This window comes from Mastigocoleus sp. MO_188.B34 (assembly GCF_030065675.1).
Lineage (GTDB): Bacteria > Cyanobacteriota > Cyanobacteriia > Cyanobacteriales > Nostocaceae > Mastigocoleus.
Genome location: NZ_JASJDK010000130.1, coordinates 1 through 23,281 on the forward strand (window position 1 = coordinate 1; position 23,281 = coordinate 23,281).

Sequence of the window (23,281 nt, forward strand, 5' to 3'; positions counted from 1 at the left end):
GTCTTGGTGGCTACCTTGAACATCGAAGCAAAACACCTATTGGTATCCAGGTTCTCTGGCGAGGTTGGTTAAAATTGCATGACCTCTGTGAGGGTTGGCAGCTTGCAAAAGAGACTTAACGGGAAAAGTCAGGTTTCCCATTTCTCTTCACTCATGCAACAAAGCTAATATTGAAACTTAATTCATCAAAAAGCTAATTACGTATAATCAAGGTTCTCATTAAGAGCAAAAAACAGTCACCATACAATATAGATGATATTTAATTTTCCTTTTTTCCTACAGGAAAATAATCTACTAAAATCTTATTTAATTTTTACATAAAATAATGAGAATTTCTCAACCTAAAATTACTCAAAAAGAGCAAGAAATTATATATAGTGTCGAAGTAAATTATTCTCAAGGAAATACAGTCTTATATTATAGTTTAGACGCGGAATATGCAGATTTAGTGTCATCTCGCTCAGATGCGGCTTTAGTTGCTCTTCTTATCCTTGCAATGATTCATGGAGAAGATATATATATTTCTGGCACTATTTCAGAAAGGCTTTATTACAACTTATCTGGAAGCTATCAAAAAATTATCAAAAATATTCTCCCTTATCTACAGCTAGTAAATATTCATGCTGACGATATACAACCTGCTTCAGGTAATCCTTCTGGGGTCGCAACAGGATTTTCTGCAGGAGTCGATTCCTATTGTGTTTTAGCAGATCATTATTACAAAAAAGATGTTGCTCCAGGATTTGGTATTACTCATCTTTTGTATAATAATGTGGGCTCTCATGGTAGTGGTGGAGAAGGCTTATTTAAACAACGCTACGAAATTCTCAAAGCTTTTGTGAGTGAAAAAATAGGATTACCTTTTATTGCGATTAACTCAAATTTAAATCTTTTATATGAGAAAGTAACTTTTCAACACACTCATACTCCTCGTAATATTTCTGTTGCTTTATTGTTGCAGAATGGTATTAAAAACTATATATATGGTTCTGCTTACACTTACCAAGATGTGTTCATTGGAGCGAAGAAAGATGGATATGGGATTGACATGGCTTACAGCGATCTAGTTACACTCCCATTACTTTCAACTAAAACATTAAATGCTTTCTCTGCGGGGAGTGAATATAGTAGAGTAGATAAAATTCTCAAAGTATCTCAAGTTGAAGATTCATATAAAACATTAGATGTTTGTGTTAATAATAATGTGACAGAAAATTGCTCTACTTGTTACAAGTGTATGAGAACTCTGCTGACTTTAGAAATTGCAGGTGCTATCAATCTTTATAAAGATGCTTTTAATTTAGAAGTATATTACCAACAAAGAGATAACTATATTGCGAAGCACATAATTAATACTAAAAATCCTTTGAATCAAGAAGTTGTAAGATTTGCACAAGATAAAAATTTTGAGTTTCCTATTATTACTAAACCGGTATCATTAAAAAATCAAGTGAGCCACAAAATAAAAAGCATCCTAAAAAAAATTAAATAAAAACAATTTTAAATGAAAAAATTATATTGCTTTGCTAAATTTACGGTTCAATCTTAAGTTAGTTAAAAATTGTAGTAGCGTTCCATATTTACAGGATAATAACCAAATTGATCTCAAATGAAACTATTGATAAATAAGGGGAAATTTTTTTGTATATATTTAAATCATCCCGTATTGATACAACGTCAAAAATCCAGATAGATCCTGACTTACTATTACCTACTCCGTGCTTGTAAGTGTCTGACCAGCATTCCATGTTTAGGTGCAAAAATCATCGCAGCAACAAATAATAAAGTTTGTAATACTACAATACACCCACCCGTGGATGCATCAAGGTGATAACTAATATAGGTACCCATCAAACTGGAAAATACCCCAGAAGCAACAGCAATGATTGTCATCATACCGAAGCGATCGCTCAACATATAAGCAGTTGCTCCTGGAGTTACTAACATTGCAATTACTAAAATAATTCCCACTGTTTGTTGGGCTGCAACAATTGTTAAGGCAAGTAATGATAACAAAATATAGTATAAAGCGGTGGTATTTAATCCTATACTACGCGCGTGGGTTGCATCAAAACAAAATAGTAGTAAGTCTTTGCGTAAAACTATTAAAGATATTATAGTAATAACGCCAATTATGATTGTTTGAATTAGATTTTGGTCGGAAATACCTAAAACATTTCCAAACAGAATATGCATTAAATCTATATTACTTGGTGTCTTAGAAATTAGTACCAAACCAAAGGCGAAAAAACCGGTAAATACTAAACCCATTACCGTATCTTCTTTAATTCGAGTTTTTGACTTAATAAATCCAATCGAAACTACTGAACCCAAGCCAAAGATAAAAGCTCCAATAGCAAAAGGAATATTTAAAATATAAGCAATCACAACTCCTGGAAGCACTGCATGGGAAACAGCATCACCCATTAAAGCCCAACCTTTGAGAGTCATGTAACATGAAAGCATGGAACAAACAACACCGACTAAAGCACTTACAAATATTGCCTTAATCATAAATTCAAATTGCAAAGGTGCAACAAACCATTGCCAAACTACTTCTATACCCATAATTTTATCAACCAAATTGTTTCAAAAAAATTGAAAAAATACCACCAAAAATTAATATTAAATATTACCAATTACCACATAGCTAACACCACGCAATATCTATATTAAGCTTTTAATCAGCACTAATGCTGTAAAGCACAAGCTTTCACTCATTACTTATTACTCATTACTTATTACTCATTACTTGTTACTTATTACTCATTACTCATTACTCACTACCAATTCCTCCAACCGGTACCATTCCCCCAAAGGTACGAGCAATATTTTCTTCTGTAAAAATTTCTCCTGTAGGACCGTAAGCCAAGATAGTACGATTTATTAATACTACGTCATCACAAAATGTCGAAATAGAAGACAGGTCATGGGTGGAAATTAAAATTGTGTGACCCATATTACGTAATTCAACTAAAAGTTGAATAATTGCCTTTTCTGTTTTAATATCTACTCCTGCGAAGGGTTCATCTAAAAGAATTATTTGTGCTTGTTGCGCCAAAGCCCGTGCTAAAAATGCTCGTTTTTTTTGTCCACCTGAAAGCTCCCCAATTTGGCGATCACTAAATTCTTCCATATGGGTTCTTTTTAAACCTTCTCTCACAACTTTGCGATCGTTAGCACTAGGAATCCTTAAAAAATTCATGTAGCCATAACGTCCCATCATGACTACATCTTTGACGTTAATCGGAAAATTCCAATCTACATCTTCAGCTTGAGGAATATAAGCAACCAAATTTTGTTTTTGTGCTTTACTTATCGGCATTCCTTTGATTAAAACACGTCCAGTTGTAGGTTTCACAAAACCCATAATCGATTTAAACAAAGTTGATTTACCCGAGCCATTCATCCCTACTAAACCACTGATAGAAGAAGTTTTTAATTCTAAGTTAGCTCCATGTAAAGCAACTTTACCGTTGTAAGCAACTGTAACTTCTTCTACTTGAACTGCAATTCTAGACATAATAATCATTTTTATTTCAATGAGATCATTTTTTACTGCTAGTCTTAATTGAAATTGAATAATGTAATAGGTAAATATAAATATGACAATTTAAATAGTTTATATAAATTACAGCCAATCGATACTAGCGAGCTATCTTTATATTTTGAATTCCCAATTTACATCTGGAATAAATACGTACTAATCTACTTTTTTAAACCATTCACTAAAGTATTAATGTTATACTCTAGTAACTTAAAATAAGTGGGTGCAACACCATCTTTATCCGTGAGTGAATCGACATAAAATACCCCACCAAATTTTGCATTTGATTCTTTAGCAACCTGTCTCTGAGCATCAGCACTAACAGTACTTTCACAAAAAACTACAGGTATTTGATTTTCCCTTACTGTTATAATTACTTTTTCTACTTGTTTCGGAGTTGCTTGCTGTTCGGAATTAACCGCCCATAAGTATACTTCTTTTAAGCCATAATCATTCGCTAAATAAGAAAATGCTCCTTCACAAGTCACCATAAAACGTCTATTTTGAGGAATTTCTTCCACAGTTTTTTGTAACTTTAAATCTATTTGTTTAATTTGCTGACTATAAGCTTTAGCATTAGCATTATAAGTATCTGCATTTACCGGATCTAACTTTACTAAAGCTGCACGAATATTATCTACATACCTCAACGCTAATTTTGGTGACATCCAAGCATGGGGATTTGGTTTTCCTGCATATGCATCTTCGCTGATATTTATTGGTGTTATTCCCTCACTTAAGGTTACATGAGGAACATCTTTTAGGTTCCCATAAAATTTCTCCGCCCAACGTTCTAAACCCAAACCATTATCTAAAATAAGATCTGCTTTTTGAGCTTTAACTATGTCGCTAGGAGTCGTTTCGTATCCGTGAATTTCCGATCCTGGTCTTGTCAAAGACCGAACAATAGCTTTATCCCCAGCAACATTACGAGCCATATCTGCAAGGACTGTAAATGTTGTCAGGATAATTTTCTTGTTCTTTGCATCTGGAGTCTGTCCCTTATTACTAGATTCTTGTCCCTGCTCCTGGGATACATTGTTTGAATTGTTACAGCCACTCACTAGTAATCCAAATACAATTCCAACTACTATTACTAGTTTCGATATTTGGGACTGTCTCCTAAAACTATTCCTCATTTAGCTCCCGAGAACTAATCTCATAATCTTCTCATTTTTATACTATAGTACTTGACTCATAAAAATGAAAGAATTATGAAAAATACATTAGATTGCAAAAATCTCAGGTGAAAAATCTTTAATGGGTGAATTACAAGAGGGCTATGAATTATTAGGGATGTCTATTCATGTTATAACTTTGATTGGCTTTCTAACATTTTACGGACTTCAGCGTCTTATTTGGCGAGCGACACTTGATTCAGTTTCCAAGCAAGGATATATTTTTTATATCGAACTCGTATTTTATTGCGTATATAATTATCGCCTCCAACCGAAGGAAGAAGGAAGAGGGAAGATCCAAGAATTAAGCTTAATAAAAATAACACAACCGCTCGCTTTAGGGCGGCCTGTACTTTGCTCATAAAAATTTAAGAACTTACATATTTTTCTAATAGAGAAATAATTTTCTTTGGATGTACTGGATGGTTATCGCTAGATTTCTTTGCGGACATTTCCAGAACACAGTTAGGAGCTTTGGAACAACGTTTTAAACATCCACTACGTTTAATAATTACTTGGTCTTGGAGTCCTTGTTGACAGAGAGTTTTTTCTAGCTTTGATACTAAATTTTTACCACCACGTTTAATACAACGGGGTTTTTGGCAAATCAAAATTTTGGCTTTTGAGTGTTCTTCTATATTTTGCTTCGAAAAAAAATTAGCTGACTTGATGAATTTAGCTTTTAGTTTTACTTTGTTATGATTTTTATTGATTTTTCGTTTGCTGACACCTCTAATACTAATCTCTTCACCAGGTACTAAGTATAAACTTGCTGCATTCCGTAATTTTTTCGGAACTTTAATTTTTACATCTCCTGCTGCAATCAGTAATCTCAAATGCTTTAGTTTTCCAGACTTATTTCTAAAAAAGCCTAAAAATTTACCTTTAAGCTCAAATTCTGATAGCCTTAGATCTTGCTTAGCCATTTTTTTCTATTTTTAATTCAGCAACAATAAATTTTAGAGCTATAAACTTAAGGTTATGCATTCAAAGTGACAACTACCAAGCATACATTAACACATGTCATTAAATATACTTTATAAATTGAGAGTATAGAGTTAAGAGTTAGGTATGGGAATATAATGTCTGCTTAAGCAGTACTCAAAAGTGTTATAGATTACGATCGCTAGTTAAATCAAAAGCCTGTTACCCTATTACACTCAAGAATTTCTTTATAAGCCGACACAATATAACAATTCATAACTCACAACTCACAACTCACCCTTACTAAGCTAACCTTCTAGCTTCTACAGTTTTGGGTAATTGTAATGGATCTGGTAGATCGGGAAAAACCAATTCCCAACCATTCGCTAAAGTAAAAATTTTACCTTCTGACCCATCAGTTTGTTTGACAACTTCTTCCTCAAGGTCTTTTTTTGCCACATAAACAATCAGAGTACCTTCAGAATTTTCACGTAACATTACTTTCATTGAAAACCTCACTGTTAGATTTGTAATACTTTGTTTCAGTTATCACATGTCAGTTATCACTTAAGCTTTTTATATTTTCTGCTCATTCTTTTTCATTCTCTGGGTTAGTCTCAACAGCCTCTAATTCTCTTTTTCGACAACCCACAACATAGCCTTTATCCAGAAAATGTACTGCATAAATATAAGCAGTTTGTAAGTAAGTACCAATACTAACGATATAGCCAATATCTCCTATATTCGCCAGAACTTCACCAACTTGTTTACCGGGGAAAGTGCCATCATTTTTGATGAGCTTTCGTATCCGGACTTTATCTCCAATATCAAATACTGGAGGTAAATGTAATTCAAGTTCATCTAATTGCATGGGAATATTTTTGTATTTTTACCAAATCTAATAACTCCTCGGTCGTGAGATTGCGTTTTTTCTCCATCGAGTGCTGACGAACTGCATCAAGAACAGATTGAGTTTCTTCTTTACTTAGGAAAATGCCATGCTGCTTAAGTAAATTAGATATCAAGTGACGACCCGAATGTTTACCTACAACTAAGCGACGTTCACGACCTACTTCTTCAGGTGCAAAAGGCTCGTAGGTAAATGGATTTTTTAAAACACCATGAGCATGAATTCCAGATTCATGAGCAAAGGTATTTTCTCCAACAATAGCTTTCCAAGGTGGAACTCTACAACCAGATGCATTTGCTACAAGTTTTGATAGCTCTAATAAACGAGGGGTATCAATACCTAAATCAACCCCATAGATTCGCTTAATTGCCATTACGACTTCTTCTAATGCTGCATTACCAGCTCTTTCACCCAACCCATTAACAGTTGTATTAACACTTAAAGCTCCGGCTTTAAGTCCAGCAAGAGCATTAGCTGTAGCTAAACCAAAGTCATTGTGGGTGTGAACCTCTACAGGGATTCGTAAGCCTGACACTAGGCGTTTAACTTTACTGTATGTAGTAAAAGGGTCGAGAACACCTACGGTGTCACAGAAGCGAAAACGTTTTGCACCCCATTCTTGGGCATAAAGAGCTACATCTAAAAGAAATTCATCATCAGCTCTGGAGGAGTCTTCACCACCAACAGCGACCCAAAACCCTTTATCGACAGCAAAACTAATACAGTCTTTGAGTTGCTGTAATGTGATCCGCCATTGACCTTGAAACTTTGTCGCAATTTGAATCCCAGATACAGGGATAGCAATATGCATCCGCTTCAGACCGCAAGCCATAGAAGCCTTAATATCTGAAATCACAGCACGATTCCAACCCAGAAGTTTTGCAGATAAACCCAAATCTGCAATTGTTCGGATTGCGCGTTGTTCTTCCTCACCCATCGCTGGGATTCCAACCTCTATTTCTTCAAGACCGATAGCATCAAGAAACTTAGCGATCGCAATTTTTTCTTCTAAGTTAAAAACAACGCCAGCAGCCTGTTCGCCATCGCGTAAAGTGGTGTCGTTGATTAGGACTTGATTCATTTTGATAGTACCTATAGTGGGAAAATTTCCTAATCTCTTTATTGATTTTGGTCCTAGTTTTAGGCAATTACTGATAGTGGGTAACATATTTCCCGAAATATTTATGCTTAAACACAGATTTCACTTGCAGATTCATTTAAACCTGCTTTTCTAGCCAATCAAAAATTCGCTCTAACTGTTCCAAATCAATTAAGCCATATTGCCATAACAGCATTGGTAAACGAGCACTGTCACATTCTCGATGTCGTAATGCAACAGCTATATCCGAGTTTGATAGTTCCAGTTCATTTTGCAAAAAAACTATGAATTTTCGATCACGACGATGATTAAACATCATGGAAAGTTTAGTCCTTATACTTAGAATTAAATTAGAAAATATGAATAAATATTTCTTCTTTTATACTGATGATTTCGGAAAATAATTTTTAACTCTGAGACCAATTTCAGGAAAATTTAATATTTTCACTACAAAAGAAACCCAAGAATTGGGGTATTTCTTAGAAAAATCAGTACCGAGAAATATTTGTTTTTCAGTATGCAGTAAATGTTACTTTTTGACCTAGGGGGTAGTACCATTACTTAAAACTCAAAGACAAATAATGAGTATCAAGTAATGATTTAGTAGCGACTAGGGTGAGATTCTAATTCATTACTTGGACATGTATCTACCTATGATATTGCCAAGCAATGAAAAATTCTCTTGAAAAAATCTAAATCTAGATTTCCGCATTCTAAGGAAAGGTCGATAGCTTGATTCCAAAGCATTTATATCGAATCAAAGCATATCTGAAGATTATAAGTTCCAGCATTTATCTAACCAGTCAATTAGTTCTTGTCGGGAAGCTGTAAATTGTTTTAGAGTACTTTGCAGTAAAACTAAATCTTCAAATTGATTGACTTTAATTCGTAGGGAACCATCACCAGAACAAGAACATTCGATTTTGAGTTCTTGCAATCTATGATAAATTTGCCAGCGAGTTCCAACGGGAAGTTCTAAGCACAAGCGAACAGTTATGGTTTTTGGGCTGTCATAATGTGACATTTAGGAGGTTCCTTAGTTACAAGTTCTGGTTTGTGAGTTCTTGCTCTTGAAATTTTTATTCTTGAGTCCTCATTCTTGAATTCTTTTGCTCGAACTTCTTTTGCTTGAGGTTCTCGTTCTTGAGATTCTTTTTGTTGAATTTGTTCTTTAAATTCTTGTTCTTGAAACTGCAGAGTAAGACTTTGTAGTTGTTTTTCTGCTCTTTCGACACGTTCTAACAAAGAAATAATTGCTTTTCCTTCTAGATCGGGTAGTTTCCCATGTTCTAAAGGATAAAGAGGAGAATTCTGAGTTCTGGAAATATTACGACCAGGAACACCTACCACAGTTGAATCTGAAGGGACATCCCGTAAAACAACAGAACTTGCACCAACCCGGACGCGATCGCCAATATGGATATTTCCTAGAATTTTTGCCCCAGCACCAATAATTGTTTGTTTACCTAAGGTCGGATGTCGCTTACCACTTTCCTTACCTGTTCCCCCGAGGGTAACACCTTGATAAATTAGTGAATACTCTCCAATTATGGCAGTCTCTCCAATTACGACTCCCATACCATGGTCTATAAATACACCTTTACCAATTTTGGCTCCAGGATGAATTTCAATTCCGGTGAGAAATCGAGCAATATGAGAAATTAAACGTGGAAAGAAGCTTATTTGACGTTCGTATAACCAATGGGCGATTCTGTGCAGCCATAATGCATGCAACCCAGGATAACAAAACAGTACTTCCAGCCAATTATGTGCTGCTGGATCCCGTTCAAAGATAATACGAAAATCACTCCAAATTGGTTCAAAACTAATTTTTTTACCCAGTTTTTCAGCTTTATCCATATCCTCAATTGCACAATTCAGCACAGTCTCATCTGAGATTTTCTCAGTTAGGAACTTTTCGATCCGGTAATCGGATTTTTGCATTGCTAATGTTAAGGCTTGTGAAGAAACGTACTGTTTTTCTGCTTATACCAAAACAACTATGAACAAAAAAGAAATTAGTCGAACATTGATTTTATTAGTTTTATTAAACTTGTACTCAGTACTTTACAACCTCGATTGTAACGACCTGAAAATATGGATAGTCCTAAAGTTAGGATTCACTCTTAAAGGTACTTTTATCCGGACTTGTAGAGATTCAAACTCAAGGAAAAATTTAGCCAAAGGACAAGTTAATAATGCAAAGTTAAAAATTTTATTAGGGTGAGGCTACTAGAATTAATGTAGCCAAGGTTCTAGTATTTTTCGTACTGACAATTAGGAGTTAATGTACTCAACCCTAAACTCTATTTATCAAAGATTTACAGCTATTTTTGTGGTATCTATTTGGATTACTTACATAATTCTAAAATTGTACTCAAACAAAGAAAAGGTATTTTAAGATGTCAATTTTTTGTATATAGAAATACTATTCATCTTGCTTTATAAGTTAACCAAATGCTAGAACAACCCATGAGAAGCTAAAATCCTACTTTTAATTGAGCCTTCCCTATATTCTGCACCTTATAGTCAGCACTCCATCTTTGTTAGACATGTGAAAAACCAAATCAACTTGAATCGCAAGTAAAACAACAAGCACACTACATTGAGTTACTCATCACCCATTAGGATAAAACTCACTAATCTTTACTCACTTGCTTGATAATTATTTAAGTTTGGTTATAACATTTAGATGAATGCTTCCTGATTCTAAGAAGCATTGCGAATTTATCCTTCTATAAATGATGCCTCCGATGTTGATATAGGGGTTTATCAGTCATAAGAGAAGGATTATATAGATTTCGTTTAAAGGTATAATATCGAATTTTATAGCAAATAATTCTCATTTACTTTTGATTTTGGATCGATTTAAACTACTGATATAGCAAAAAATCTGAGGAAATAACTTCAGTTTTAAGGACAAAGTTTAAGAAAGGGTTAATTGAATTTTTTGTGCAAAAAAAAAGTGATATCTTAGATACAGAATTGAATTTCGCACGTAACTGGAGTAGTACTGCTCCGTAGACTGCTCCAGTTTTTCAGGCTTAGCTTTTCAATTCTGACTTGCCAAGTTTCAGGGTTCCTATATATCAAAAATTATGAAGAATCGTTAGGGTTTTATTGGATAAACGCAGCGGTGGGTTAGAAAGGGATTGTACATTAAGGGCTTGGCTGGATGAATATTCCCAGGTACTCAAATGAATGGACACTCAAATAAGTAGAGATTGAGATAGGTGGAAGTTGGAAGAAGTAGAAGTTAGAAGAACTTAAAAGAAGTAGAAATTGGAATAAGTGGAAGTTGGAATAAGTGGAAATAGCGATAAGCTCTCTGAGCATCTGCAAAGCAATGGTGAATTAATGAATGAGTGCAAAAAATATTGTCCCTGAACCGGAAAAATCCAGTAGCTGTCCTTGGAAATACTAGTACCCTAGCTGAGAAAAAAATTTAAATTTTCTTAATCGTTTAATATACCTGGGTTTGAGATTTTGAGTACAAATTTAATAAACTTAATAAATCTTATCCGAGTGGTTAGTAAGGTGCTCAATTTTGGTGATTGCTATAAATCATATATCGCCAAACACTTAACGCGTTCCCAAGAACCAAGTCAATTACTCAATTTTGATTAAGTTCTCAAACCTAACGTGATAAGTGAGTGGAGGGATGAGATAGCACCATGCCCCTGTGAACTGGAAGTCGTGCTTGGAAGTACATTGATTTTCCCAATTCTCAAGCTTTGACACACACCAGCCGAGAACTTTTAGATCAAAATATTTGCCTGCACTCTACTGGAAAGAAGTAGGCAAAGTGCGATCCAAGTGCGGCTTCTATTCCTCAACAACTCAAAGGGTTAGCTAAAACATCTTTTCCCGTGGCAGCTAGTCCACCAATTTTGCGAAATTCAATGTCTGCACTGTCTTCAGGAATCATCAATCCTTCAACTACGGACCCTACAAAGGATAAAAATTCGACTGTCTCTGGTGGTTGCGGCGGATGCAGCAGCGAAACCACCGTAGAAATGGACGATAAGCTCAAAGAAAGAATTGCAACACATCCTTGTTATAGCGAAGAAGCCCACCATCACTATGCCAGGATGCACGTAGCAGTTGCACCGGCTTGTAATATTCAATGCAATTACTGTAACCGCAAGTATGATTGTGCAAATGAAAGCCGTCCCGGAGTAGTAAGTGAATTACTGACCCCAGAAGAGGCTGCACAGAAAGTATTGGTTGTTGCCGGTAAAATTCCCCAAATGACTGTTTTGGGAATTGCTGGACCAGGTGACCCATTAGCAAATCCCGAAAAAACCTTCCGTACTTTTGAATTAATTGCAGAACAAGCACCAGATATCAAACTTTGTTTATCGACCAACGGTCTCATGCTTCCCGAATATGTAGACCGAATCAAAGAATTAAATATAGATCACGTTACCATCACCATTAATATGGTGGATCCTGAAATTGGAGAAAAAATCTATTCTTGGGTTCACTATAAACGCAAACGTTACAGAGGTGTAGAAGGGGCAAGAATTCTCCATCAGAAGCAAATGGAAGGTTTACAAGCTTTGAAAGAAGCAGATATCCTTTGTAAGGTTAACTCGGTAATGATTCCGGGAATAAACGATAAACATTTGCCTGAAGTTAATCAAGTAATTCGCGAACATGGTGCATTTTTGCACAACATAATGCCTCTGATTAGTGCACCGGAACATGGTACCCACTTTGGACTCACAGGTCAGCGCGGTCCCACACCCAAAGAATTGAAAGCATTACAAGATAAATGTTCTGGTGGAATCAAATTAATGCGTCATTGTCGTCAATGTCGTGCTGATGCAGTAGGTTTATTAGGTGAAGATCGCAGCCAAGAATTTACCAAAGATAAATTTATGGAAATGGCTCCAGAATACAATCTGGAAAAACGCCAAGAAGTTCATGAAGGTATTGAGAAATTTAGAATTGAACTGCAAAATGCCAAAGAAAAGGTAAAAGCAGAGAAAAATCCTGTCAATCGTGAGAAAATTTTAGTTGCAGTAGCAACCAAAGGTGGTGGAATTGTTAACCAACACTTTGGTCATGCGAAGGAATTCCAAATATACGAAGTAGACGGTAATGAAGTGACTTTTGTCGCTCACCGCAAAATAGACCACTACTGTCAAGGTGGATACGGCGAAGAAGCAACTCTCGACCATATCATCCAAGCAATTTCTGATTGTAAAGCAGTTCTAGTTGCCAAGATTGGTGATTGTCCGAAAGAGCAGTTACATAAAACTGGAATTAAGACTGTTGAAGCCTACGAATCTATTGACAAAGTAGCTTTGGAATTTCACCAAGAATATGTGCGGGAACTAGTAACCAAATAATTTGAATTTGGTAAAGGGGAGCTAGTGACAAAAAATAAGACTAAAGTCTTGGGAAAACTAAGCATCAAAACTTATTCCTATTCCCCTTAGCCCAGGGTGACCCCAGGTCAGTCATATCCCCACTTTCTATTCCCCATTCATGATTCCCAGTACTCATTACCCAAAATCCCAACAAAACCCTTGTAAGGAGTACACTCATGTCTTATAAAATTACCAGTCAGTGCATTTCCTGTGACTTGTGTCTTTCAGTATGTCCAACCAACGCAATCAAAATAATTGATGGTCATCGTTGGATCGATCCCAATCTTTGCACAGACTGCGTTGGTAGCATTCATAACGTACCTCAATGTGCCGCGGGTTGCCCGACTTACAGAGGTTGCATCAAAGAAAAGACAGATTATTGGCAATGCTGGTTTGATACATATAATCGATTTGTAAAAAAATTAAGAAATAAGCAAGATTACTGGGAGGGCTGGTTTGACCTTTATTCCCAGAAGTACTCAGAGCAAATACAAAAAGTTCAAAAGCAGACCCCAAGAATGGAAACTGCTATACGAACTCAGAATTTATAAGAAAAAGACTCGGAAATGGGGATATTATTCTCAATCTCAAGTCCCCATTTCACGGAAACATCCACCCTCTTGTCTTAAAAAAAATAACTGCCATTATTCTTGGCTACGTGTGAAATCGAATTGAAAGCAATGGAAAATAACTGTATTTATCTCGACAATAATGCAACAACCAAAGTAGACCCAGCAGTTGTAGAAGCAATGATGCCCTATATAACTGAATACTACGGTAATCCCTCCAGCATGCACACTTTCGGCGGACAAGTCAGCAAAGCAATTAGACAAGCAAGGGAAAAAGTTGCAGCCCTCATTGGTGCAGAAGAATCAGAAATCATTTTTACCAGTGGTGGGACAGAAGGAGATAATGCTGCAATCAGGGCTGCATTACAAGCACAACCTCAAAAGCGACACATCATCACAACTCAAGTAGAGCATCCAGCAGTACTCAATCTCTGCAAACAAATGCAGAATCAGGGTTACGAAGTAACTTATCTTTCAGTAGATAGTCGAGGACAACTAGACTTACACGAACTTGAAGCTGCCCTAACAGGTAATACTGCTCTAGTGACAATAATGTACGCCAATAACGAAACTGGGGTAATCTTCCCCATTGAAGAAATTGGCAAATTAGTTAAAGAATATGGTGCAATCTTCCATGTAGATGCAGTGCAAGCAGTGGGTAAAATTCCCCTGAACATGAAAAATAGCACCATCGACATGTTGAGCATGTCCGGTCATAAAATTCATGCTCCCAAAGGAATTGGTGCATTATATGTGCGACGCGGAGTAAGATTTCGTCCGATGTTAATTGGTGGGGGACAAGAACGTGGTAGAAGGGGAGGAACCCCTAACGTTCCGGGAATAGTAGCCCTCGGGAAAGCCGCAGAATTAGAATTACTTCATATTGAAGAAGCTACAGCCAGAGAAAGAAGGTTGCGCGATCGCCTAGAAAAGGCAATTATTAATACCATTCCTGATTGTGAAGTCAACGGTCGTGGAACCGAAAGATTACCTAACACTACAAATATTGGTTTTAAGTATATCGAAGGTGAAGCAATTCTCTTGCTTTTAAACCAACATGGAATTTGTGCATCTAGTGGTTCTGCTTGTAGTTCCGGTTCTCTAGAACCATCCCACGTTTTGAGAGCAATGGGATTACCCTATACAACTCTACACGGCTCAATTCGCTTCAGTCTTTGTCGATACACAACGGAAGCCGAAATAGATGCTGTTTTAGGGGTACTCCCTGGTATTATTGAACGCCTACGTGCTATATCACCTTTCACTAATGATGAGGCAGGTTGGCTACAAGAACAGGAACAGGTATTGGCTCACCGTTGATGAGTAAGGAGTAGTAGAGACGCGACAAAGCAGAAGGGCGTCGGCGTTAGCCTCTGTCGCGTCTATACAGGAGTCATAATTTTTATTATCTCTATCACCAATTACCCATTACCCATTACCACTTAACAATTATCTATTGAAAATTTAAGAATTAGAATCAATCATGTGGGAATATACAGATAAGGTATTAGAACTCTTTTACAATCCTAAAAACCAAGGTACAATAGAAGATAAGGGTGAAGTTGGAGTTCAAATATCAACAGGAGAAGTAGGCAGTATTGCCTGTGGGGATGCTCTCAGACTTCATATCAAAGTTGACCAAGAAACTGATAAGATTATCGATGCTCGCTTTCAAACTTTTGGTTGCACCAGTGCGATCGCATCTTCAGAAGCACTAGTGGAAATCGTTAAAGGTAAAACCTTAGATGAAGCCCTGAAAATTACCAACAAAGATATAGCCGAGTACTTGGGTGGACTACCTCAAGAAAAGATGCACTGTTCGGTAATGGGTCAAGAAGCTTTAGAAGCAGCAGTCTATAATTATCGAGGTATTCCCCTTGAAGCTCATGACGATGATGATGAAGGTGCACTGATTTGTAGTTGCTTTGGTGTCAGCGAACCGAAAATCCGCCGAGTTATTCAAGAGAATAATTTAACTACAGCAGAAGAAGTAACAAATTACATCAAAGCTGGTGGTGGATGTGGAACTTGTCTTGCATCAATTGATGACATCATTATCGATGTACAAAGAGGAATTACTTCATCTCCACAAAATTCCAGCAACTCTAACTACATCAATCAACCTTCAGGCAAAAAACTAACACCAGTGCAGCAAATAGCACTTATTCAAAAAGTCTTAGACGAAGAAGTCAGACCCGTTCTAATTGCTGATGGAGGAGATGTAGAACTCTATGATGTGGAAGGTGACAAAGTTAAAGTTTTACTACAAGGTGCTTGTGGTTCCTGTTCCAGCAGCACAGCAACTTTAAAAATTGCCATCGAATCCAGATTAAAAGAACGCATCAATCAAAACATAGTAGTAGAAGCAGTATAGCGATCGCGTGAAATATCCCCAGGTCAAATACTAATCCCTGGTGATGGCTCAGAAAAACTTATAAAGTCTATCTGTATTAATTCTTAGCGATTATCTGCAATAAATAAACCGCCGCCACAACAACTAATTCACGACAACTAAATCACAACAGAATAACTCGAAAAACTGGAAGAAGAGGAAATAAATGTTTTTATTCTCGATAGTTTCAGGCGTTGAGCGCTCGCCTCCTAGGTCGCTTGACTTTTCAGGAGAGTATATCGTCAAAGCACCTACCTAGTGCAGGCGACGTTCTCCTCACGCTCGAAAATGTACTTGCAAGAGCGTAACAACACCTTAAATCAACCCTAAGCTCCACTAACTTAACAACCAACCAATTACAGGAGAAAATCATGACTGACGAAAACATTAGACAGATAGCTTTTTACGGTAAAGGTGGTATCGGTAAGTCCACTACCTCTCAAAACACCATTGCTGCTATGGCACAAATGGGTCAGCGCGTCATGATCGTTGGTTGCGACCCTAAAGCTGACTCTACCCGTTTGATGTTGCACTCAAAAGCACAAACTACCGTACTTCACTTAGCTGCTGAGCGTGGTGCGGTAGAAGACTTAGAACTTGAAGAAGTAATGCTCACAGGCTTCCGTGGCGTACGTTGCGTTGAGTCTGGTGGTCCCGAGCCCGGTGTAGGTTGTGCTGGTCGTGGTATCATCACCTCCATCAACTTCTTAGAAGAAAATGGTGCTTACCAAGATTTAGATTTCGTATCCTACGACGTATTAGGTGACGTTGTATGTGGTGGTTTCGCGATGCCTATTCGTGAAGGTAAAGCCCAAGAAATCTACATCGTTACCTCTGGTGAGATGATGGCGATGTATGCTGCTAACAACATTGCTCGCGGTATTCTTAAGTATGCTCACTCTGGTGGTGTACGTTTGGGTGGTTTAATTTGTAACAGCCGTAAGACTGACCGTGAAGATGAATTAATCGAAAACTTGGCTAAAAGACTTAACACCCAAATGATTCACTTCGTACCTCGTGACAATATCGTACAGCACGCTGAATTGCGTCGTATGACTGTTAACGAGTACGCACCTGATAGCAATCAAGCTCAAGAGTATGCTTCTTTGGCTAAGAAAATCATCAACAATAAAAATCTTACCATTCCTACACCAATGGAAATGGATGAATTAGAGGAATTGTTGATTGAATTCGGTATTCTTGACGATGATTCTAAGCATGCAGACATCATTGGTCAAACCCAAGCACAACAAGCTGCTGCTAAGTAATTAATATTTTAGGCAAAGGAAAAGGGAAATTTACCTTTCCCCCTTTGACCTTCCCTTCCATCACCAATTCCCAGGTTCGAACTGAGTATAAAGAGAGGTTATTAAACATGTCACCTACTGACAAGAAAAAAGTCGTTGAAGAGCGCAAAGAACTTATTCAGGAAGTCCTTGACACTTACCCTGAGAAAGCACGTAAAAAGCGTGCCAAGCACTTAAACGTTCATGAAGAAGGTAAGTCAGATTGTGGTGTTAAGTCTAACATCAAATCTATTCCTGGTGTGATGACCGCTCGTGGTTGTGCTTATGCAGGTTCTAAAGGTGTGGTTTGGGGTCCGATTAAAAATATGTTTTATCTTTGAAAAAAGATATCCTAAACTGCTTATAAGGAACATTTTTATTAGAATTAATGTTCCCTATGAGCAGTTATTTTTTAGGGCATATTTAGGGTATGAATCAGGTGCATCAAAAAGATTTAGAAGATTTATTTGAAAGTTTATTTGAAGATTTTGAAGTTCCAGCAAGCACAGATGGAAGCTATATGGGTACCCAAGCTCAAGTGAAAGCAACACAAGAGTATATGAATAAAAAAATTGAGGAGAAACTGACAGATATAAATGCAAGACTTAAAGCTAGTCAAACTAAAGTAAGCGTAAAAAAAGTCGGAAATACTCTACAACTAAGAGCCACTCTTCCTTTAAAACCTGGTGATACAAATAAATCGGGAAGAAGTAAAAAGCAATACTTTATATCTTTGGGTATACCAGCAAATTTAAATGGTTTAAAAACTGCTGAAGAAGAAGCTTATGAATTGGGTAAACTAATAGCCAGAAAATGTTTTGAATGGAATGATAAATACTTTGGCAAAAATGCAAATCACCAAAAAGTCAAAACTTTTAAGCAAATATTAGAAACTTTAGAAAATGAATATTTTAGTACAAGGAAAAGAACTATTAAGAGTGAACATAGTTTTTGGCATTTATATAAAAGATATACCCAATATTTTGATTTAGATTTATCTGCAACCAGTGAAAGTATTATTACAATTATCAAAAAAATTACTTCTCCAACCTCTCGCGACCAAGCAATAAGAGTTGCTAGAGTTTTTTCTAAAATTCATGGGATAGAAGTCGATTTCAAAGACTTAAAGCTACCTGTAGTTCCTAATGATAGATATATACCTTCAGATGTAGAAATTATAGAAGCTTTTGAAAAATATCAAAAAAAAGGTGAAAATACAAAGGTAAGAAAAGATTATCGTAATTCTTGGAAACTACATCGGTTAGTATTTGGATTAATTGCTACATATGGTTTAAGACCGCGTGAAGTATTTAATCAACCAGATTTAGAGTGGTTTTTGAGTAGCGATAATACTGACTGTATTTGGAAAGTTCATAAATCAAATAAAACTGGTTACAGAGAAGTTTTACCTTTTGTTCCGGAGTGGGTGGAATTATTTGAATTAAAAAATCCAGAAGCTATTTCTTTGTTAAGTCAGAAAATAGAACAGATAAAAAGTTTTCAGGAATTATCACATTTAGTTCAGACTAATGCTCGGTGGTTTAGACGCATTCTAGATTTACCATTTGAACCTTACGATCTAAGACATGCTTGCGCGATTAGAGCCCATATCCAAGGTTTACCAATTAAAGCATCAGCGGATAACTTGGGACATTCTGTAGAAATGCACACTAAAGTATATCAACGCTGGTTTTCCCTAGAAAATCGCAAGAAAGTCATGAAATCTGCAATTACCAGAAAATCATATGAAGAGTTAGAAACTGAAGTCTTACAGTTAAAAGCAGAGAATGAGGAACTTAAATTGCAATTACATAGATTATCTCGAATTTAAGTTAAAAGATATATATCCAAAAATATTTTTAGTAATTATAACCGCTTAACCCCTAAAAAAAGGGTTTTTTTTATGTTTGTTCGACAGTAAAAAAACTGTGTTCTACTAAATCTTGACTGAAAATAATTCAATTAGGGTAAATTTAGGATTCATTAAACTCAAATATAATTAGTAATCTGATTTATTATCTCTATTTTAAAAGTTCTAGTTTAGGGTAAATTCAGATTATTTTTTTGCAAAGTTTTTTGAAATTACTATTATATAAAAACCTTAGCAGTCGGAAAATATCACGATTAAGGACATGATTCACATCAGCCATGGTCCTGTAGGTTGTGGTTACTGGTCTTGGTCTGGTCGTCGTAACTACTATATTGGTACCACTGGTATTGATACCTTCGGTACCATGCACTTTACCTCTGACTTCCAAGAACGGGATATCGTTTTCGGTGGTGACAAAAAACTCCTGAAGATGATTAAGGAAATCGATGAACTGTTCCCCCTTAACAACGGTATTTCAATTCAATCCGAATGTCCTATCGGTCTAATTGGTGATGACATCGAAGCGGTTGCAAGAAAAGGTTCCAAAGAAATTGGTAAACCTATTATCCCCGTTCGTTGTGAAGGTTTCCGTGGTGTGTCTCAGTCTTTAGGACACCACATTGCTAACGACACCATTCGTGACTGGGTATTCCCCAAAGCTGACAAAGCTGCTAAAGATGGTACTTTAGGTTATGAACCCGGTCCTTATGATGTTGCAATCATTGGTGACTACAACATCGGTGGTGACGCTTGGTCTAGCCGCATCCTGTTAGAAGAAATCGGCTTGCGCGTAGTCGCTCAGTGGTCTGGTGATGGTACCTTCAACGAGTTGATGGTAACTCCTAAGGTCAAGATGAACTTAGTTCACTGTTACCGTTCCATGAACTACATCACCCGTCACATGGAAGAAACCTATGGTATTCCCTGGATGGAATATAACTTCTTCGGTCCTACCAAGATTGCTGAATCTTTGAGAGCGATCGCTTCCAAGTTTGACGAGAAAATCCAAGAGAACGCTGAGAAAGTAATTGCTAAATATCAGCCCACAGTAGATGCAATTCTTGCTAAATATGGTACTCGCTTGAATGGTAAGACTGTTGCATTGATGGTTGGTGGTTTGCGTCCTCGTCACGTTGTACCCGCATTCAACGATTTAGGTATTCAGTTAGTAAGTACCGGTTATGAATTTGCTCATAACGACGACTATAAACGTACTACCCACTACATTGAAAACGGTACCATCGTTTATGATGACGTAACTGCTTACGAATTCGAAGAATTCGTTAAAGCTTTGAAACCTGACATCGTTGGTGCTGGTATTAAGGAGAAGTATGTTTTCCAGAAAATGGGTCTCCCATTCCGTCAAATGCACTCTTGGGATTACTCCGAGCTTGGTAACTGAACTCAAAAGCTCATCATTTCAAGGTTTTGTGCAAAGGAGAAAAAGTAAAGACTATTTTTAGCCTAAATATAATTTTTTTGATTTCCGACCCCTAATATGTTTGTGGTAAACAACAGAACAGAATATTGATTAAATATAGCTTTTACCCTTAAATGAAGTCTGCATTAAATTAAAATTGTAAAGACAAAAACTTTTTGAGTTATTATTTTTTAGACTAAATCATCGAATTCATACATATATTTATAGAAATAGCCTAGTTTGAGGTAGCTCTGAATCTTTGTAATCAATAAAATGATGCATAGAGCAAACTCCGGATTGCAGTGCCAGATCTAGATGTATATCCTACCACACCACGAATTAATGTATCTGTTCCCATACTGTTACTGCGATAGCGATATCACAACAATAATTTCATTTCTGCCCAGTTGGTAGAGAAATTTGTTTAAGTCCCGTTAATAGGTATGGAAATTACAAATTCTGTACCTTGTTCAAGTTCGGAAAAAACTTCTATTTTCCCATTATGCTTTTCAATAATTCCATAACATATACTTAATCCTAAACCAGTTCCTTTACCTACTGGTTTAGTTGTAAAAAAAGGGTCAAACAACTTGTGTTGTATTTCTACTGGGATCCCTGAACCATTATCTCTTATACTTAGTTTGATATAATTATCGCATGACTTGGATGTACTAATCACAATTTGTTTACTTGGTTTATCGCTTTTGTCGTCTAATAGTGAGTCTATAGCATTGCTAAGAATATTCATAAACACCTGATTGAGTTGTGCTGGATAACACTCAAGCATAGGTAAATCTTCATAATTTTTAATCACTTCAAATCCTTTTTTAAGTCGGTGATTGAGAATTAATAGTGTGTTGTCAATTCCTTCATGAATATCTACCTCTTTCATCTCAGCTTCATCTAAACGGGAGAAGTTTCGTAAAGACAATACTATTTCCCGGATGCGCTTTGAGCCGATTTTCATGGAAGAGAGTAGTTTGGATAAATCTTGGGTGAGGTATTCCAAATCAATTTCTTCTATTGTTTCTTCAATAATCGGCTCTGGATTTGGGTAATACTCTTGATATAAATCAACTAAAGTAAGTAAATCTTGAAAATAGTTATTTGCACATTCAAGATTGCCATTAATAAAGTTAACAGGGTTATTAATTTCATGAGCTACTCCTGCGACCATTTGTCCAAGAGAAGACATTTTTTCTGTGTGAATGAGCTGCCCTTGAGTTTCTTTCAAGTCTTGAAGGGTTTGTGTGAGTTGCTGGGTTCGTTCTTCTACTCGTTTCTCTAAGGTTTGACGAGCTAGTTCTAATTCATTAGTGTAATCTCCCACCCATTCCACCAATTGATTTAACGAGATCGCTAATGTACCAACTTCATCTTTACTTCTCACATTTGCTCTCAAATTAAAATTTGATTCTGCGGTGATTTTTTTTGCGACATTAGTTACTGCTTGTAAAGGACTAGCAATCACTCTACTGGTATAGAGTGCCAATAATACTGCAAATATAACTGACACCACCATGCTTCCAATTATTATTTGTAATCGTAGTTCCTGAGCACGCCTAAAGCTAACATTTGCTTGCTGTCTTTGAGTATCAGCCTGGATTAAAATCCGAGTTAACTCTTCCGAAAGCATCTCAAAGTTAATATTGATGCGAATCTCTTTCTCACCCTTAACCAAAGCCACTAAGTCATTCTGCTTGCTTGGAATTGTTTGAGAAGCCAACTTATAAGAGTCTATTTTTTGCCACCATGACTTGATAAACTCAGTATATATTTCTGTATTTATTTGATATTTATTTAATAGATTTTGTAAATCTGTTTTTTCTACTACTAAATTTTCAGCATTATTTTCCACAAAATCCTCAAGTTCTGTCAATTCCGTGTTGATTTGATTAACATCCGTTAAAAACTTACTTTTTTCAAATTCTAGCCAAATTGCATCTTCAAGAACAGCAAACAATCGCTGTGGATGTAAACGTGCTATTAATACCGCATTTTGTAACCTTCTTAAAATATACTCCTGTTTATCAGCTAATTCTAACTGTCTTTGGGCTTGGTTCTCGTAGTGGTTTGCGATTGCTAAACCGCTACTTGTTCCCATAATAGCAATACCAATTGATAGTGAATAACCATAACCAATTTTTTTGGCAATATTCAAGCTACTAGTGAAGCGATTTAGCAAACTTGCTAAAGAAATTGAACTTATTTGCTTTGTTTTCGCTTTTTTTTTTAAACTTTTTAATGAGGAATGAAAACCCCGAAATAGCATTTTGTTAGCTCCTTTTTTATTTTCATTTAAGGAAACTATAGGTAATCTTTTTTTGGAGCCAATAGCTGGTAAGAGATTCTATATTCATAAATAAATAGTATACTGCCACATATATTTCAAATAGCTATATAAATATAGCAGTCCTAAATCATTCGTGTTAGCTTCTAGCGTATTATTGCGTTACACACAGGAAAGCTGAACACGTAGTGCGGATAACCGTAGATATTGCGTGACGCGGCAGTGTCAAAAAAATAGATGTTCGTAGAGAAGACCCGGTGGGTCGTCTCTACTATATCGGTTTTTATAAATCATTTAAGATTGCTATATACAGAGTTAATTTTACTGCTGATTTCTATTAAATTTGCGAATAAAATTAACTCTGTATATAGCAATCTTAAATGATTTATAAAAACCGATATAGTAGAGACGACCCACC

General features: G+C 36.3%; 18 protein-coding genes and 2 pseudogenes. 9 read left to right on the forward strand and 11 right to left on the reverse strand.

Annotated elements, in window-relative coordinates; translation table 11 throughout:
* Nucleotides 1-325: 325 nt before the first annotated feature.
* Nucleotides 326-1,492, forward strand: a complete 1,167-nt coding sequence (locus tag QNJ50_RS23525; protein ID WP_300640367.1) for a hypothetical protein — start codon at nt 326-328, stop codon at nt 1,490-1,492.
* A gap of 215 nt (nt 1,493-1,707) precedes the next feature.
* Here QNJ50_RS23525 and QNJ50_RS23530 read toward each other — a convergent pair whose 3' ends face one another.
* The 10 genes from QNJ50_RS23530 to cysE form a co-directional block, all read right to left on the reverse strand.
* Nucleotides 1,708-2,568: a metal ABC transporter permease gene (locus QNJ50_RS23530; RefSeq protein WP_300640370.1), complete on the reverse strand. Its 861-nt coding sequence runs from the start codon at nt 2,566-2,568 to the stop codon at nt 1,708-1,710.
* A gap of 208 nt (nt 2,569-2,776) precedes the next feature.
* Nucleotides 2,777-3,523, reverse strand: a complete 747-nt coding sequence (locus QNJ50_RS23535; protein ID WP_300640373.1) for a metal ABC transporter ATP-binding protein — start codon at nt 3,521-3,523, stop codon at nt 2,777-2,779.
* 185 nt (nt 3,524-3,708) lie between these two features.
* Nucleotides 3,709-4,611 (reverse strand): metal ABC transporter substrate-binding protein, encoded by a 903-nt coding sequence (locus tag QNJ50_RS23540; RefSeq protein ID WP_300640376.1) that lies wholly within the window; start codon nt 4,609-4,611, stop codon nt 3,709-3,711.
* A 482-nt stretch (nt 4,612-5,093) separates the two neighbouring features.
* A complete protein-coding gene (locus QNJ50_RS23545; protein ID WP_300640379.1) occupies nt 5,094-5,651 on the reverse strand; it encodes a (2Fe-2S) ferredoxin domain-containing protein in 558 nt (185 codons plus the stop codon).
* A gap of 301 nt (nt 5,652-5,952) precedes the next feature.
* A complete protein-coding gene (nifT, locus tag QNJ50_RS23550; RefSeq protein WP_027845132.1) occupies nt 5,953-6,156 on the reverse strand; it encodes a putative nitrogen fixation protein NifT in 204 nt (67 codons plus the stop codon).
* Between the two features lie 82 nt (nt 6,157-6,238).
* Nucleotides 6,239-6,520 (reverse strand): nitrogen fixation protein NifZ, encoded by a 282-nt coding sequence (locus QNJ50_RS23555; RefSeq protein ID WP_300640384.1) that lies wholly within the window; start codon nt 6,518-6,520, stop codon nt 6,239-6,241.
* Nucleotides 6,507-7,640, reverse strand: a complete 1,134-nt coding sequence (gene nifV, locus QNJ50_RS23560; protein WP_300640387.1) for a homocitrate synthase — start codon at nt 7,638-7,640, stop codon at nt 6,507-6,509. Before nifV ends, QNJ50_RS23555 begins: the two co-directional genes overlap by 14 nt.
* Nucleotides 7,641-7,776: 136 nt before the next feature.
* A complete protein-coding gene (locus QNJ50_RS23565) occupies nt 7,777-7,977 on the reverse strand; it encodes a DUF2949 domain-containing protein (RefSeq protein ID WP_300640390.1) in 201 nt (66 codons plus the stop codon).
* 456 nt (nt 7,978-8,433) lie between these two features.
* On the reverse strand, nt 8,434-8,682 hold the full coding sequence (locus tag QNJ50_RS23570) for an Asr1405/Asl0597 family protein (RefSeq protein WP_300640393.1): 249 nt from the start codon (nt 8,680-8,682) through the stop codon (nt 8,434-8,436).
* Nucleotides 8,652-9,518: a serine O-acetyltransferase gene (cysE, locus tag QNJ50_RS23575; protein ID WP_300640414.1), complete on the reverse strand. Its 867-nt coding sequence runs from the start codon at nt 9,516-9,518 to the stop codon at nt 8,652-8,654. The genes QNJ50_RS23570 and cysE overlap by 31 nt, the downstream gene beginning before the upstream one ends.
* Nucleotides 9,519-11,560: 2,042 nt before the next feature.
* Between cysE and nifB the strand changes: the two genes are divergently transcribed.
* The 8 genes and pseudogenes from nifB to nifD all read left to right on the forward strand — a co-directional run.
* Nucleotides 11,561-13,015, forward strand: a complete 1,455-nt coding sequence (nifB, locus tag QNJ50_RS23580; protein ID WP_300640417.1) for a nitrogenase cofactor biosynthesis protein NifB — start codon at nt 11,561-11,563, stop codon at nt 13,013-13,015.
* Between the two features lie 197 nt (nt 13,016-13,212).
* Nucleotides 13,213-13,587, forward strand: a complete 375-nt coding sequence (locus QNJ50_RS23585) for a 4Fe-4S binding protein (protein ID WP_058184425.1) — start codon at nt 13,213-13,215, stop codon at nt 13,585-13,587.
* Between the two features lie 129 nt (nt 13,588-13,716).
* Nucleotides 13,717-14,925 (forward strand): cysteine desulfurase NifS, encoded by a 1,209-nt coding sequence (gene nifS / locus QNJ50_RS23590; protein WP_300640399.1) that lies wholly within the window; start codon nt 13,717-13,719, stop codon nt 14,923-14,925.
* A 163-nt stretch (nt 14,926-15,088) separates the two neighbouring features.
* Nucleotides 15,089-15,979 (forward strand): Fe-S cluster assembly protein NifU, encoded by an 891-nt coding sequence (nifU, locus tag QNJ50_RS23595; RefSeq protein ID WP_300640402.1) that lies wholly within the window; start codon nt 15,089-15,091, stop codon nt 15,977-15,979.
* A gap of 389 nt (nt 15,980-16,368) precedes the next feature.
* Nucleotides 16,369-17,265, forward strand: coding sequence for a nitrogenase iron protein (nifH, locus tag QNJ50_RS23600; RefSeq protein WP_300640405.1), 897 nt, complete (start codon nt 16,369-16,371; stop codon nt 17,263-17,265).
* Nucleotides 17,266-17,372: 107 nt separating this feature from the next.
* A pseudogene (locus tag QNJ50_RS23605) lies at nt 17,373-17,621 on the forward strand (nitrogenase molybdenum-iron protein alpha chain); the annotation flags it as partial.
* Between the two features lie 92 nt (nt 17,622-17,713).
* Nucleotides 17,714-19,114, forward strand: coding sequence for a site-specific integrase (locus QNJ50_RS23610; protein ID WP_300640408.1), 1,401 nt, complete (start codon nt 17,714-17,716; stop codon nt 19,112-19,114).
* 292 nt (nt 19,115-19,406) lie between these two features.
* Nucleotides 19,407-20,603, forward strand: a pseudogene (gene nifD, locus QNJ50_RS23615) (nitrogenase molybdenum-iron protein alpha chain); the annotation flags it as partial.
* A gap of 394 nt (nt 20,604-20,997) precedes the next feature.
* Here the strand turns inward: nifD and QNJ50_RS23620 are convergent.
* The gene (locus QNJ50_RS23620) at nt 20,998-22,845 is read right to left on the reverse strand and encodes an ATP-binding protein (RefSeq protein ID WP_300640411.1); all 1,848 of its coding nucleotides are present in this window, start codon (nt 22,843-22,845) and stop codon (nt 20,998-21,000) included.
* Between the last annotated feature and the right edge of the window lie 436 nt (nt 22,846-23,281).